Origin of the sequence: Stenotrophomonas sp. SKA14 (genome assembly GCF_000158575.1) — a bacterium.
Lineage (GTDB): Bacteria > Pseudomonadota > Gammaproteobacteria > Xanthomonadales > Xanthomonadaceae > Stenotrophomonas > Stenotrophomonas forensis.
Map to the genome: position 1 here is coordinate 503,094 of NZ_DS999412.1, position 14,585 is coordinate 517,678.

The 14,585-nt window shown below is 67.0% G+C and carries 8 protein-coding genes and 1 riboswitch; of the genes, 5 read left to right on the top strand and 3 right to left on the bottom strand.

Annotation, left to right across the window (positions count from 1 at the left end):
• Window positions 1-13: 13 nt before the first annotated feature.
• Both SSKA14_RS02360 and SSKA14_RS02365 read left to right on the top strand, forming a co-directional pair.
• Window positions 14-2,161, top strand: coding sequence for a S46 family peptidase (locus SSKA14_RS02360; protein ID WP_008268402.1), 2,148 nt, complete (start codon window positions 14-16; stop codon window positions 2,159-2,161).
• A 135-nt stretch (window positions 2,162-2,296) separates the two neighbouring features.
• Window positions 2,297-5,743 (top strand): PAS domain-containing hybrid sensor histidine kinase/response regulator, encoded by a 3,447-nt coding sequence (locus tag SSKA14_RS02365; RefSeq protein WP_008264545.1) that lies wholly within the window; start codon window positions 2,297-2,299, stop codon window positions 5,741-5,743.
• 92 nt (window positions 5,744-5,835) lie between these two features.
• On the opposite strand, the gene SSKA14_RS02370 is transcribed toward SSKA14_RS02365, so the two are convergent.
• The 3 genes from SSKA14_RS02370 to acs all read right to left on the bottom strand — a co-directional run bounded on the left by SSKA14_RS02370 (window position 5,836) and on the right by acs (window position 9,511).
• Entirely contained in the window at window positions 5,836-6,411 is a 576-nt protein-coding gene (locus SSKA14_RS02370) for a manganese efflux pump MntP family protein (RefSeq protein WP_008264753.1), read from the bottom strand.
• A gap of 10 nt (window positions 6,412-6,421) precedes the next feature.
• A riboswitch (yybP-ykoY riboswitch) is annotated at window positions 6,422-6,589 on the bottom strand.
• Window positions 6,590-6,821: 232 nt separating this feature from the next.
• Window positions 6,822-7,487 (bottom strand): response regulator transcription factor, encoded by a 666-nt coding sequence (locus tag SSKA14_RS02375; RefSeq protein WP_006477308.1) that lies wholly within the window; start codon window positions 7,485-7,487, stop codon window positions 6,822-6,824.
• 80 nt (window positions 7,488-7,567) lie between these two features.
• Window positions 7,568-9,511 carry an acetate--CoA ligase gene (acs, locus tag SSKA14_RS02380; RefSeq protein ID WP_008265920.1) on the bottom strand — a complete coding sequence of 648 codons (1,944 nt, stop codon included), beginning with the start codon at window positions 9,509-9,511 and terminating at the stop codon, window positions 7,568-7,570.
• Between the two features lie 245 nt (window positions 9,512-9,756).
• On the opposite strand from acs, the gene SSKA14_RS02385 reads away from it, so the two are divergent.
• From SSKA14_RS02385 to SSKA14_RS02395, 3 genes are all read left to right on the top strand, one after another.
• Entirely contained in the window at window positions 9,757-11,184 is a 1,428-nt protein-coding gene (locus SSKA14_RS02385; RefSeq protein WP_008265732.1) for a DcaP family trimeric outer membrane transporter, read from the top strand.
• Window positions 11,185-11,326: 142 nt separating this feature from the next.
• Window positions 11,327-12,991 (top strand): MFS transporter, encoded by a 1,665-nt coding sequence (locus SSKA14_RS02390; protein WP_040006842.1) that lies wholly within the window; start codon window positions 11,327-11,329, stop codon window positions 12,989-12,991.
• Between the two features lie 183 nt (window positions 12,992-13,174).
• On the top strand, window positions 13,175-14,584 hold the full coding sequence (locus tag SSKA14_RS02395) for a coniferyl aldehyde dehydrogenase (protein WP_008266261.1): 1,410 nt from the start codon (window positions 13,175-13,177) through the stop codon (window positions 14,582-14,584).
• Window position 14,585: the final 1 nt, after the last annotated feature.

The window sequence follows — 14,585 nt, forward strand, 5'->3', positions numbered from 1 at the left end:
ACCGGATTGCCCCATGTCACCACGCAAAGCCCTTCCCACCGCCCTGGCCCTGGGCCTGACCCTCGCCGCCGGCGCACACGCCGATGAAGGCATGTGGATGCCGACCCAGCTGCCGGAACTGGCCAAGCCGCTGCAGGCCGCAGGATTCAAGGGCAATCCGGCCGACCTGGCCAACGTCACCGCACCGCCGCTGAGCGCGGTGGTACGTGCCGGTGGCGGCACCGGGTCGTTCGTGTCCGCCGACGGCCTGCTGCTGACCAACCATCACGTGGCGATGGGCGTGATCCAGTACAACAGCTCGCCCGAGCACAACCTGATCGACAACGGCTTCATCGCCAACGGCCGTGCCGATGAGCGCCCGGCCAACCCGGACTTCCGCGTGCTGGTCACCGTCGGCTTCGACAAGGTGACCGACCAGGTGCTGGCGCAGGCGCGCAGCAAGACCGGCCGTGCCTACTTCGACGCTGTGGATGCGGCCAGCAAGCAGATCGTGGCCGAGTGCGAGAAGGACGGCAGCGTGCGTTGCTCGGTGGCCAACATGTACTACGGCACCGATTTCTACCGCATCGCCCAGCTGGAACTGAGCGACGTGCGATTGGTCTACGCGCCGCCGCGTGCGATCGGCAACTACGGCGACGAGATCGACAACTTCATGTGGCCGCGCCACACCGGCGACTTCACCCTGCTGCGTGCCTACGTCGGCAAGGACGGCAAGCCGGCCGCCTACAGCAAGGACAACGTGCCCTACCAGGCACCGGCACACCTGCAGATGTCGGTGGAAGGCCCGAAGGAAGGCGACTACGCGATGCTGGCCGGTTACCCGGGCATCACCTACCGCCACCGCACCGCGGCCGAATTCGCCGGCCAGATCGATGCCGTGCTGCCGCGCCGCGTGTCGGTGTTCCAGCAGATGATCGACACCATCGAAGCCGCCAGCGCCAAGGATGCACAGGCGCGTACCCGCTACGCCTCGCAGCTGCAGTCGCTGAAGAACAACCGCAAGCGCGCCGCCGGTGAACTGGAAGGCCTGCTGCGCAGCGATGCCAAGGCCCAGCGCGCCGCCGACGAGAGCGCGATGCTGGCCGCCACCGACCGCAGGTACCAGGGTGATATCAAGGCGCTGCTGGCCAACCTGTCGCAGGGTGCGGCGGTGGGCGAGCGTGACCTGCTGCTGGACCAGATGGCGATGCAGAGCCAGCTGCTGCGCTCGGCCTTGCTGCTGGAGCGCCTGCGCATCGAATCGGCCAAGCCTGACGCGCAGCGCGAGAGCGGCTACCAGCAGCGCGACCAGGCGATGATCGAAGGCGTGCTCAAGCAGGTGCAGCGCCGCTACGCGCCGGAGGTCGAGAAGGCGCTGCTGACCACCCTGCTGACCCGTTACCAGCAGCTGCCGGACGCGCAGCGCGTGGCCGAGTTCGACGCCGCCTTCGGCCGCACCCCGGCCCAGCTGGCCAAGGCATTGGACACCCTGTACGCCGGTACCCAGCTGGGCGATGAAGCACAGCGCCTGTCGCGCTTTGCGGCCGCCCGCGAAGGCAAGGCGCTGGCCGCCGATCCGCTGATCGCCGTGGCAGGCCCGCTGGTAGCCGCGCAGCTGCGCATCGAGAACGAGAGCAAGACCCGCGAGGGCGAGCAGCTGCGCCTGCGCCCGGCCTACATGCAGGCGCTGTTCGCCTGGCGTGCCAAGCAGGGCCGCGCGGTGTACCCGGATGCCAACCGCACCCTGCGCATCAGCTACGGCAAGGTGGAAGCACTGCATCCGCGCGATGGCGTGACCTACTCGCCGGTGACCACCGTGGCCGGCATCGTCGAGAAGAACACCAACGCCTATCCGTTCGATGCACCCAAGCCGCTGCTGGCGGCGATCGCCAAGGGTGACTTCGGTAGCACGGCCGATCCGGCGCTGAAGACCCAGACGGTCAACTTCCTGACCAACCTGGACACCACCGGCGGCAACTCCGGCTCGCCGGTGCTCAACGCCAAGGGCGAGCTGATCGGCCTGAACTTCGACAGCAACTGGGAATCGGTCAGCGCCAGCTGGTGGTTCGACCCGCGCTACAAGCGTGCCGTGCACGTGGACATGCGCTACCTGCGCTGGCTGCTGGCCAAGGTCTACCCGGCGCCCGAGCTGCTGAAGGAAATGGGCGTGCCGGCCCAGTAAGAAGCCGGCCACGACCAACGGTCGTGGCCCGCACCGCGTAGGCCCCCACCCTGGTGGGGGTGGTTGCCCCCAACGAGCCCGTACACCCGGCCATGCCTGGCCTACACTGCGGGTTCCTCCGACGGAAACACGCGCGTGGTCTCCAGCTGGATCCTGCTGCTGGTCTCGGTTGCCTATGCCGCGCTGCTGTTCGGCGTGGCGTGGTGGGGTGATCGCCGGCCGATGTATCCCGACCGGCCGTGGCTGCGGCCGGTGGTCTACAGCCTGGCGCTGGCGGTGTACTGCTCGTCGTGGACCTTCTACGGCGCGGTCGGCACCGCTGTGCGCAACGGGGTGGGTTACCTGCCGATCTATATCGGCCCCTTGCTGCTGCTGCTGTTTGGCTGGCGCATCATCGAGCGCCTGGCGCTGATCGCGCGCAGCCAGAACGTGGTCTCCATCGCCGATTTCATCTCCTCGCGTTTCGGCCGCTCGCGGCGGTTGGCAGCGCTGGTGGCGATCATCGCGCTGATCGGCATCGTTCCGTACCTGGCCCTGCAGTACAAAGCGGTAGCGATGAGCCTGCAGGTATTGACCGGCAACTCCGGCCCGACCGGCTTCTTCAGCGACCCGGCGTTGTACGTGGCGTTGTTGATGGCGCTGTTCGCCACCCTGTTCGGTACCCGCCAGGTCGATGCCACCGAACACCACCACGGCATGATGCTGGCCATTGCGCTGGAGTCCGTGATCAAGCTGGTGGCGATGGTGGCCGTGGGCGTGTTCGCCTACGTCTGGCTCAGTGATCGCAACGAAGCAGTGGTGGAATCGGTGCATACGCTGTTCACCGGGCTGCCTCCGGTGGGCTTCCTGTCGCAGACGCTGCTCAGCTTCCTCGCCATCATCTGCTTGCCGCGCCAGTTCCACGTCGCGGTGGTCGAGTGCGGGGATGTGCGCGACGTACGCCGTGCACGCTGGATGTTCGGCGGCTACCTGGTGCTCATCTCGGCGATGGTGCTGCCGATTGCCACCGCCGGTGTCAGCCTGTTCGGTACCGGCAGTGGCGTGGCCGACGACTCGATGGTGCTGGCCCTGCCGTTGGCGGAGGGGCGCAACGCGCTGGCGTTGATTGCCTACATCGGGGGGTTTTCCGCGGCGACCGGCATGGTGATCGTGTCCTCGATCGCGCTGGCCACCATGGTCAGCAACGACCTGGTGATGCCAGTGCTGCTGCGTCGAAGTGGTGATCATCAGGAGGCGGCCGATGTGGCCTCGCGGGTTCTGTGGATCCGCCGGCTGGCGATCCTGCTGCTGGCACTGATGGCCTACAGCTACTACCGCAGCAGCAGCAACGACAGCACCCTGGCCAGCTATGGCCTGATGGCCTTCGCTGCCGTGGCGCAGTTCGCACCGGGGTTGATCGGTGGCCTGTACTGGCGTGGCGCCAGCCGCCGCGGCGTCGAGGCGGGCATGCTGCTGGGCTTCGGCACATGGTTGTACACGCTGCTGCTGCCGGCGATGACGATGGCCGGCTGGATGGACGCCGGCTGGGTGCAGAACGGCCCGTTCGATATCACCTGGTTGCGCCCGCAGCAGTTGTTCGGGATGACCGGTTGGGACCCGCTGACCCATGGCACGTTCTGGTCACTGCTGGTCAACGCGGCGACGATGATGCTGGTGTCCGCGCGCTGGCGCCCGGGCGTGGACGAGCGGCTGCGCGCCGCGCCGTTCCTCGATCCGTATGCCGAGCGCCCCTCGGTGGCCGGTGGCTGGCCCGGTCATGTGCACGTGGGCGACCTGCTGGCGCTGGCCTCGCGCGTGGTCGGTGAGCGCCACGCGCGGCGCGCCTTCTTCGAACAGGCGCAGTCGCTGGGACGCGAGCTGCAGTCCTCGGCACCGGCCGACCGGCCGTGGGTGCAGTTCACCGAGCGCCTGTTGGCGGCATCGATCGGTGCGGCGTCGGCGCGGCTGCTGCTGACCAGCCTGCTGCGCGGCTCGGGCATGGACCTGGGCGAAGTGGTGGCGGTGCTGGATGAAGCCGGGCAGGAGCTGCGCTTCAACCGCGAGATTCTGTCGACCACGCTGGAGAACATCAGCGCCGGGGTCAGCGTGGTCGATCCTGACATGCGACTGACCGCCTGGAACCGTCGCTACCAGGACATGTTCGGTTACCCCGACGGCATGCTGTACGTGGGGCGGCCGGTGGCCGATCTGATCCGCTACAACGCCGAGCGCGGCGAGCTGGGCGAGGGCGATATCGAAGTGCAGATCAACCGTCGCATCGGCTACATGCGCGCCGGTTCACCGCACGTGTTCGAGCGCACCCGCAGCGATGGCAAGGTGATCGAGATGCGCGGCCAGGCGCTGCCTGGTGGCGGCTACGTGACCAGCTACAACGACATCACCGATTACAAGCACGCGGAAAAAGCCCTGCTGGAAGCCAACGAGACGCTGGAGCAGCGCGTGGCCGAGCGCTCGCATGAGGCCGAGGTCGCGCAGCAGTCGAAGACCCGCTTCCTGGCGGCAATCAGCCACGACGTGCTGCAACCGCTGAATGCCGCGCGCCTGTTTGCTTCCGCGCTGCGTGACAGTGACCACGTCAGTGACGAACAGAAGCATCTGGCCGAACGCGTGGATGCCTCGCTGCGTGCTGCCGAAGAACTGCTCGATGGCCTGCTGGATGTGTCACGACTGGATGCCGGTGGCCTGCACCCGGTGATCGGCGAGTTCGACGTGAGCGCGCTGATGCGGGAGCTGGCCGCGCAGTACACCCCGGTGGCCGCTGGCCGTGGACTGCGCCTGGACCTGTTCGCGCGCCCGGCGTGGGTGCGCAGCGACCGCCGCCTGCTGCGCCGCGTGCTGCAGAACTTCCTCGCCAACGCGCTGCGCTATACCCGCCAGGGCCGCATCGTGCTGGCAGTACGCCACCGCGGTGACGAAGTGGAGCTGCAGGTGTGGGATACCGGCCCCGGCATTCCCGAGCACCACATGCGGCAGATCTTCGACGAATTCCACCGCTACCAGCAGCCGTTCGACTGGGGCGAGCAGGGCCTCGGCCTGGGCCTGTCGATCTGCCAACGCATCTCGCGCCTGCTCGACCATCGCCTCAATGCGCGCAGCCGGGTGGGCAGTGGTTCGATGTTCTCGATCATCCTGCCGCGGGTGGCGCCGCTGCCCGGTTATACCGAAATGGCCTCACCGGCACAGGCCGTGGCCGCACCGGTGCGCAGCGATTCGCTGGCCGGGCTGCGCGTGCTGTGCGTGGACAACGACGAGGAAATCCTCGACGGCATGCGCGCGCTGCTCGGCCGCTGGCAGGTGCAGGTGATCACCGCTGCCACCGTCGACCAGGCGCTGGAGAAGATCGCCGATCGCCCGCAGGTGATGCTGGTGGACTATCACCTGCACGACCGCATGGACGGCCTGGATGCGCTGGTGGCCCTGCGCGATGCGGCGGGCTACCCACTGCCCGGCGCGCTGCTGACCGCCGACGGCCGCGATGAACTGAAGCGCATGGCGCGCGAGCGCGGCTACCGCGTGCTGACCAAACCGATCAAGCCGGCCTCGCTGCGCGCCTTCCTGGGCGCGCTGCGTGACGCGCAGTAGTGCCGGCCGCCCGGCAGTAGATCCACGCCATGCGTGGATGTGGCGCCCGGTAGTGCCGGCCGCTGGCCGGCAACCACGCAATCGCGGGCGCGTTACCCCACGCCATGCAGGTGTTCGTACAGGATCGTCGCACCGATGATCACCAGGATCACGCCGCCGATGATCTCGGCGCGCTTGCCGACCATGCTGCCCAGCACGCGGCCGAGCATGATGCCGGCAGTGACCATGGTCAGCGTGCACAGGCCGATCACCGCAGCCATCACGCCGATATGCACGTCCATGAAGGCCAGGCCGATGCCCACCGCCATCGCGTCGATGCTGGTGGCAAAGCCGGTCAGCGCCAGCTTCCAGAAGCCGTGGTGCTGCGAAGGATCTTCTTCTTCCTCGGCACTGTCCGGGCGCAGGCCGTTGTAGATCATGTGGATGCCCAACGCGCCGAGCAGGCCGAAGGCGATCCAGTGGTCGAAGGCTTCGACGTACTGCAGGGCGGCACGGCCGAGCAGCCAGCCGATGATGGGCGTGATCGCTTCGATGACGCCGAAGATGATGCCGGCGCGCAGCGCATCGCGGAACACCGGCTTGCGCATGGCGGCACCCTTGCCGATCGCGGCAGCGAAGGCATCGGTGGACATGGCGAAGCCGATCAGGAGGATCGAAACAGGAGACATGGCGGCAGCGGAAGGTCGGGCTAGGACGGACGCACGGCCAGCGCTCGCGCCCAACCTGACGTTGCGCGCGCGGGCCGCTGGTCTCGCCAACCATCATGGTTGTCCACGCCACGGCGCACTGGCCGAGTATGTTGACGTGGACGATTCCTGCGAGGGAATCCGGCTACTCCCCAAGGGGACGCGAAGCTTAGCACCGCGATCCGCGCGTGGCGCATTTCCAGCGAAACGCGCAGGCACGGCTGGTTTGTATAGCGATGGCTATACCGCGAGCACAGCGGTGCCTGGTAGTGCCGGCCGCTGGCCGGCAGGTGCAACGTCAAAAGCGTGCCAAGCAAGCTTGGCACCTACCGGAGCGGTTCCATGCGTTTCGCGCGTTTCAGGGAATTGCCGGCCAGCGGCCGGCACTACCTTCAATCCTCTTCAGGCGGCAGCACGATGGCGTCGTCGTCGATCGCCAGCTTGCCGGCCATCAGCACGGCCTGGGTGCGATTGGTCACGCCCAGCTTGCGCAGGATGGCGGTGACATGGGCCTTGATCGTTGCCTCGGAGACGTTGAGGTCGTAGGCGATCTGCTTGTTCAAGCGGCCGGCGCCGAGCATCTGCAGCACGCGGAACTGCTGCGGGGTCAGCTCGCGCAGGCGCTGGCCCACTTCGCGCTCTTCGCTGCCGGTGGGTGGCACGTTGTGCGCTTCCGGTGGCGCCCAGGTCTCGCCATCGAGGATGGTACCCAGTGCATGGCCGATGGTGTCCGAGTCGGCCGACTTCGGAATGAAGCCGAGCGCGCCGTGGTCGAGCGCGCGGCGCATCACCGTGGCCTCTTCGCGCGCGGACACCACCACCACCGGCAGGTGCGGGTGCAGCGAGCGCATGTGCACCAGGGCGTTGAAACCCTGTGCACCGGGCATGTTGAGATCCATCAGGACCAGGTCGGCGTCGTTGTGCTGGTCGGCCAGCGCGTACAGCGCTTCCACGCTGTCGGCTTCGAACAACTGCACGCCCGGGATGACCCGCTGCACCGCCCCACGCAGGGCTTCGCGGAACAGCGGGTGGTCATCGGCAATCAGGAGGGTGGTCATGGTCGGGGGGAACCGTGGGGGAAACTGTTTGGGGTCAGAGCCCTTTCCTTGCGGAAAGGGATCTGACCCCGGGTGATGCGTCAGCGCACCTTGCGCTCGTCCACCAGCGACGCCACCACCGACGGATCGGCCAGGGTCGAGGTGTCACCGAGCTGGTCCGGTGCGTTCTCGGCGATCTTGCGCAGGATACGGCGCATGATCTTGCCCGAGCGGGTCTTCGGCAGGCCCGGCGCCCACTGCAGGTGGTCCGGCGTGGCGATCGGTCCGATCTCCTTGCGCACCCAGGCGACCAGTTCCTTCTGCAGTTCGTCGCTCGGTGCTTCTTCGGCCACCAGGGTCACGTAGGCGTAGATGCCCTGGCCCTTCACGTCGTGCGGGAAACCGACCACGGCCGCTTCGGCCACCTTCGGGTGCGAGACCAGCGCGCTTTCCACTTCGGCGGTGCCGATGCGGTGGCCGGACACATTGATCACATCGTCGACGCGGCCGGTGATCCAGTAGTAGCCTTCCTCGTCGCGGCGGCAACCGTCGCCGGTGAAGTAGCTGCCCGGGTAGGTACGGAAATAGGTGTCGATGAAACGCTGGTGGTCGCCGTACACCGTTCGCATCTGGCCCGGCCAGGAATCACGGATGATCAGGTTGCCCTCGGTCGGGCCGTCCTGGATCTCGCCATCGGCATTGACCAGCGCCGGCTGCACGCCGAAGAAGGGCAGGGTGGCCGAGCCCGGCTTGAGGTCCATTGCACCGGCCAGCGGCGAGATCAGGATGCCGCCGGTTTCGGTCTGCCACCAGGTATCGACGATCGGGCAGCGGCTGTCGCCGACCACCTCGTAATACCAGCGCCAGGCTTCCGGATTGATCGGCTCGCCGACGCTGCCGAGCAGGCGCAGCGAGGCGCGCGAAGTCTTCTTCACCGGCTCCTCGCCCTCGCGCATCAGCGCGCGGATGGCGGTCGGAGCGGTGTAGAAGATCGACACTTTGTGCTTGTCGATCACGTTCCAGAAGCGCGAGGTATCCGGATAGTTCGGCACGCCTTCGAACATCAGCGAGGTCGCGCCGTTGGCCAGCGGCCCGTACACGATGTAGCTGTGGCCGGTGACCCAGCCGACGTCGGCGGTGCACCAGTAGATGTCGTCCTCGCGCAGGTCGAACACCGCTTCATGGGTGTAGGCTGCGTACAGCAGGTAGCCGCCGGTGGTGTGCAGCACGCCCTTGGGCTTGCCGGTGGAACCGGAGGTGTAGAGGATGAACAGCGGGTCTTCCGCGTTCATGCGCTCGGGTTCGCAGGTGGCCGGTTGGCTGTCCACTACGTCGTGGAACCAGCGGTCGCGCGGCGCCTGCATGTCCACCGCGCCGCCGGTGTGGCGCACCACCAGCACGGTTTCCACGGTATTGGTGCCGGGCAGCTTCAGCGCGGCATCGACGTTGGCCTTCAGCGGAATCTTCCGGCCGCCGCGCAGGCCCTCGTCGGCGGTGATGATCAGCTTGCTCTGGCAGTCGCTGACGCGGTCGGCGATCGAGTTCGGTGCGAAGCCACCGAACACCACCGAGTGGATCGCACCGATGCGCGCGCAGGCCAGCATCGCCACCGCAGCGTCGACGATCATCGGCAGGTAGATGGTGACCCGGTCGCCCTTCTTGACACCCAGGTTGCGCAGCGCGTTGCCGAGGCGGCAGGTGCGCTCGTACAGCTCGCGATAGGTCACGTGCTGGGCCGGTGCATCGGGACCATCCGGTTCGAACAGCAGCGCGGTCTTGTCGCCGCGCGTGTCCAGCTGGCGGTCCAGGCAGTTCACGCTGGCATTGAGCTCGCCATCCTCGAACCACTTGATGTGGAAATCGGACAGGTCATAGCTGACGTTCTTGATCTTCGTCGGCTTGCGCATCCATTGCAGGCGCTCGGCGGCCTTGCCCCAGAAACCATCCGGGTCGGTCACCGAAGCCTGGTACTGCTGTTCGTACGACGTCTTGTCGATGCGTGCCTTGGCGGCGAACTGCGGATCGACGGGGTAGATATCAGCCATGGCACCCTCACTTGCACGTTGACTTTGTATGTGCGGTCGCAGCATCGCGGCGACCGATTCCCCTCAGTTTGCCCCATCCACCCCCGGCCGCGTCACCACTCTGGTTAGACCATGGTCGAAAGTGAGCGCCCAGCAGGGCCGGGTTCGACCAATGGCGAATAGCCGCTGTGCGCGAACGCCCCGCAGTCTCGGCTCGACCGTGCCCCACGCGCGGCATCACCTTGCCACTTGGGAGAGAGGGCAACATGAGCCACCGTACGTTGAAAGCCGTGCGCACACCTTTGGCGGCCTGCCTGTTGGTCGCCCTGGTCGCACCGGGCATGGCGTTCGCAGAGACCGCCAAAGAGAAAGCGCTGGAAGCACGCGTTGCCGAACTGGAACGCCAGGTCCAGCTGCTGCTGTCTTCGCAGCAACAACAACAGACCCAGATCAGCCAGACCCAGCAGGCGGTGACCGAAGTCCGCACGGTGCAGGCCGGGCAGAAGCCGGTCGCACAGGTGCCGGCCGGCAAGCAGCCGATCCAGGTCACCACCATCACCCCGGGTGCGGCGCCGGGCACTACGGTCAAGATCGGCGGCTTCATCAAGGCCGACTTCCTGGCCACCCAGACCAGCGATGGCCAGCTGGCCGACGATGCCACCGGGCGCTCGCTGTACCTGCCGGGCCAGACCCCGGTGGAAGGCGCCGGCGGCACCGGCAAGCGCTCGGGCACCGACCTCAACGCCCACGCCAAGTTCTCGCGCTTCAACCTGGGCATCGACAACGTGAGCGAGTCGGGCAACAAGGCCGGTGCGTTCTTCGAGATGGACTTCTTCGGCAATTCGCTGGGCAACCAGACCGCCACCAACACCTATGGCGTGACCCTGCGCCACGCCTACATGTACTGGAACAACTGGCTGGCCGGCCAGACCTGGTCCAACTTCATGGATGCGGCCGCACTGCCGGAAGCGGTCGACTTCGTCGGCCCCACCGACGGCGTGATCTTCGTGCGCCAGGCCCAGGTGCGTTACACCCAGGGCGGCTTCAGCGTCGCGCTGGAAAACCCGGAAACCACCACCCTCACCGGTACCCGCAACCCGGTCACCGGTGCCTGGACCAACACCAGCGCCAACTCCGATCGCGGCAGCCTGCCCGATCTGACCCTGCGTTATGGCTGGAAGGGCGACTGGGGCACCTTCGGTGTCGGTGGCATCGTCCGCCAGCTGAAGGTCGACAACCAGGCCACCGGCGCCAAGGCCGACAAGGTGGCCGGCGGCCTGACCCTGGGCGGCAAGTGGGTGATGGGTGACAGCGATTCGCTGCACTACCAGCTGACCGGCGGCGAAGGCATCGCCCGCTATATCGGCCTGGGCATCACTGCCGACAGCGCCTACGACGTGGCCCGCGACGAGCTCAACCCGACCGGCGTGCTTGCCGGTTACGTGGGCTGGCGCCATGCGTTCTCGCCGAAGCTGCGCACCAACCTGATCTACGCGCGCAGCGACTACGACAACGACAGCGTGTTGGGCCCGCTGGTGACCAAGAGCGTGCAGAGCGTGCGCGGCAACATCTTCTACTCGCCGCTGCCCAAGGTCGATATCGGTGCCGAGCTGATGTACGGCCGCCGCGAGATCGAGAACGGCAACAAGGGTGACATCACCCGATTGCAGTTCACCACGAAGTACAGCTTCTAAGAGCGTGCCGGCCAGCGGCCGGCACCTACCGAGATTGAGTGCCGACCAAGGTCGGCATCTACCGAACTGAGTGCCGGCCAACGGTCGGCACCCACCGAATTGAGTGCCGACCAAGGTCGGCATCTACCGAGGGAAATGTCCCATGTCCAGCACTGCATCAAGCCCGCACAATCCAGCGGGCACCCTGACCCAGGGCCACAAGAAGGTCATCTTCGCATCGAGCCTCGGCACGGTGTTCGAGTGGTACGACTTCTTCCTGTACGGCTCGCTTGCCGCGATCATCGCCAAGCAGTTCTTCAGTGGCGTCAACGAAACCACCGGCATGATCTTCGCGCTGCTGGCGTTCGCTGCCGGCTTCTTCGTGCGTCCGTTCGGCGCGGCCTTCTTCGGCAGCCTCGGCGACCGCATCGGCCGCAAGTACACCTTCCTGGTCACCATCCTGATCATGGGCATCTCGACCTTCCTGGTCGGCGTGCTGCCCAACTACGCCACGATCGGCTTTGCTGCCCCGGTCATCCTGATCGTGCTGCGCCTGGCCCAGGGCCTGGCGATGGGCGGTGAGTACGGCGGTGCTGCCACCTACGTGGCCGAGCACGCGCCGGACGACAAGCGTGGCCTGTACACCAGCTTCATCCAGTGCACCGCCACGCTCGGCCTGTTCATGTCGCTGCTGATCATCCTGGCCTGCCGCTATTTCCTCGGCAATGAAGCCTTCGAGGCCTGGGGCTGGCGCATCCCGTTCCTGGTCTCGATCCTGCTGCTGGGCATCTCGGTATGGATCCGCCTGCAGCTGAGCGAGTCGCCGCTGTTCCAGCAGATGAAGTCGGAAGGCAAGGGCTCCAAGACGCCGTTCCGCGACAGCCTGAAGGGCGGCAACCTGAAGCTGATGCTGCTGGTCCTGCTCGGTGCCGCAGCCGGCCAGGCCGTGGTCTGGTACGGCGGCCAGTTCTACGCGCTGTTCTTCCTCAGCAGCATGCTGAAGGTCGATGCCACCACGTCCTACCTGCTGATCGCCGCTGCACTCGCGCTGGGCGTGCCGTTCTTCATCTTCTTCGGCTGGCTGTCCGACCGTATCGGCCGCAAGAAGATCATCCTGGCCGGCTGCCTGCTGGCTGCCGTCACCTACATCCCGATCTTCAAGGGCCTGACCCACTTCGCCAACCCGGCCATCGAAGAAGCCCGCAGCAATTCGCCGGCCCTGGTCGTGGCCGATCCGGCGACCTGCTCGTTCCAGTTCGATCCGGTGGGCCTGCGCAAGTTCACCAGTTCCTGTGACGTGGCCACCGCCGCGCTGACCAAGGCCGGTGTGCCGTACGACGTGCAGCCCGCTGCCGCCGGTTCGCTGGCGATGGTGAACGTGGGCAGCGCCAGCGTCACCTCGTACGAGGCCGCCGGCCTGAGCAAGGACGAAGGCAAGGCCAAGGCCGACGCGTTCGGTGCGGAACTGAAGACCGCCCTGACCACCGCCGGTTATCCGGCCAAGGCCGATGGCGCGCGCATCAACATCGCCGGCACGATCTTCATGCTGTGGCTGCTGGTGCTGTACGTGACCATGGTCTACGGCCCGATCGCCGCCTATCTGGTCGAACTGTTCCCGACCCGCATCCGCTACACCTCGATGTCGCTGCCGTACCACATCGGCAACGGCTGGTTCGGTGGCTTCCTGCCGGCGATTTCGTTCGCGCTGGTGGCCGGTACCGGCAACCTGTACTACGGCCTGTGGTACCCCATCATCATCGCGCTGATGTCGGTGGTGATCGGCGGCCTGTTCCTGCGTGAGACCAAGGACGTGGATATCACCAAGTAACCGGCGTGCCGACCAACGGTCGGCACCCACCGGGTTTCAGGGGCCGCGGTGCAGACCGCGGCCCTTCTGTTTGGTAGTGCCGGCCGCTGGCCGGTAATGACTGCTCGCCCGCAGCAAATGCAAGGCTGCCGGCCAGCGGCCGGCACTACCATTGCGTTGCGCAGCACGCCGTATAGTCGGCCCATGACCACCACCACGCCGACCGAGCTCCCCGCCGTCCTGCACACCCTGCGCAGCGCATGGCAGGCGCAGCGTCCCACGCTCGACCAGCGCGAAGCCGACCTGCGCCGCCTGCGCGAGGTGCTGAAGCTGCGCCTGGATGAAATGGCCGAGGCCATCGCCGAGGACTTCGGCCACCGCGCCCACACCGAGTCGAAGCTGGCCGATGGCATGAGTGTGCTGTCGGCCATCGACCATCTGCGCCGCCACCTGCGGCGCTGGTCGAAGCCGCAGCGGGTCGGTGCCGGTTGGCGGCTGTGGCCAGCACGCGCGCAGCTGCGGCCGACGCCGCTGGGCGTGGTCGGGGTGATCTCGCCCTGGAACTACCCGGTCACGCTGGCGCTGGTGCCGTTGGTTACAGCCATCGCCGCCGGCAACCACGTGCTGCTGAAACCCTCCGAACACACCCCGCGCACCAGTGCGTTCCTGGCCGATCTGCTGGCCAGCGTGTTCCCGCCCGATCGCGTGGCGGTGGTGCAGGGCGGGGCGGATGTGGCCGCGGCGGTGTCCTCACTGCCGCTGGACCATCTGCTGTTCACCGGCTCGACGGCGGTGGGCCGCAAGGTGATGGCCGCCGCCGCCGAGCATCTGGTGCCGGTCACGCTGGAGCTGGGCGGCAAGTCGCCGGCCATCGTCTGTCGCGACTTCCCGCTGGACACCGCCGCCGCGCGGCTGGCCACCGGCAAGTGGTTCAACGCTGGGCAGACCTGCATCGCGCCGGATTACGTGCTGATCGACACCGCACGCCAGCGCGAGTTCGTGCAGGCATTGCTGCAGCAGGTACGCGAGCGCTATGGCGATTTCAGCGATGCCGACGATTACACGCGCATCATCAACGAAGGCCAGTACCGGCGGCTGCAGGGCTATCTGGCGCAGGCGCGCGAACGCGGCGTGCCGGTCATTGCGCTGGCGCAGGTGGACGAGGCACGTGCCGACCGTGAGCGCCTGCTGGTGCCGACCGTGGTGCTGGACCCGCCGGACGACCTGGAGCTGATGCGCGAGGAGATCTTCGGCCCGATCCTGCCGGTGCGCGCCTACCCGGATCTGGAGGCGGCGTTGGCTGATGTGCTGTCGCGTGATCGGCCGCTGGCGCTGTACCCCTTCAGCCATGACAAAGCGACGGTGGAGCGCATCCTCGGCCAGGTGGTGGCCGGTGGGGTGACGGTCAACGACACGCTGCTGCATTTCGCGGCCGATGGCCTGCCGTTCGGCGGGGTGGGCGCCAGCGGCATGGGGGCGTACCACGGGAAGGCCGGGTTCGATGCGATGAGCAAGCGGCTGCCGGTGCTGTGGCAGTCGCGCTGGGCGGCCAGTGACCGACTGCGGCCGCCGTATTCGAAGATTGCCGGGTTGTTGAAGTTCCTCTTGCGGTAGT

Coding starts and splice junctions, on each gene's coding strand:
- SSKA14_RS02375 (WP_006477308.1), bottom strand. CDS start 7,487: ATGACCACCCTCCTGATTGCCGATGACCACCCGCTGTTCCGCGAAGCC.
- acs (WP_008265920.1), bottom strand. CDS start 9,511: ATGGCTGATATCTACCCCGTCGATCCGCAGTTCGCCGCCAAGGCACGC.
- SSKA14_RS02360 (WP_008268402.1), top strand. CDS start 14: ATGTCACCACGCAAAGCCCTTCCCACCGCCCTGGCCCTGGGCCTGACC.
- SSKA14_RS02385 (WP_008265732.1), top strand. CDS start 9,757: ATGAGCCACCGTACGTTGAAAGCCGTGCGCACACCTTTGGCGGCCTGC.
- SSKA14_RS02370 (WP_008264753.1), bottom strand. CDS start 6,411: ATGTCTCCTGTTTCGATCCTCCTGATCGGCTTCGCCATGTCCACCGAT.
- SSKA14_RS02395 (WP_008266261.1), top strand. CDS start 13,175: ATGACCACCACCACGCCGACCGAGCTCCCCGCCGTCCTGCACACCCTG.
- SSKA14_RS02390 (WP_040006842.1), top strand. CDS start 11,327: ATGTCCAGCACTGCATCAAGCCCGCACAATCCAGCGGGCACCCTGACC.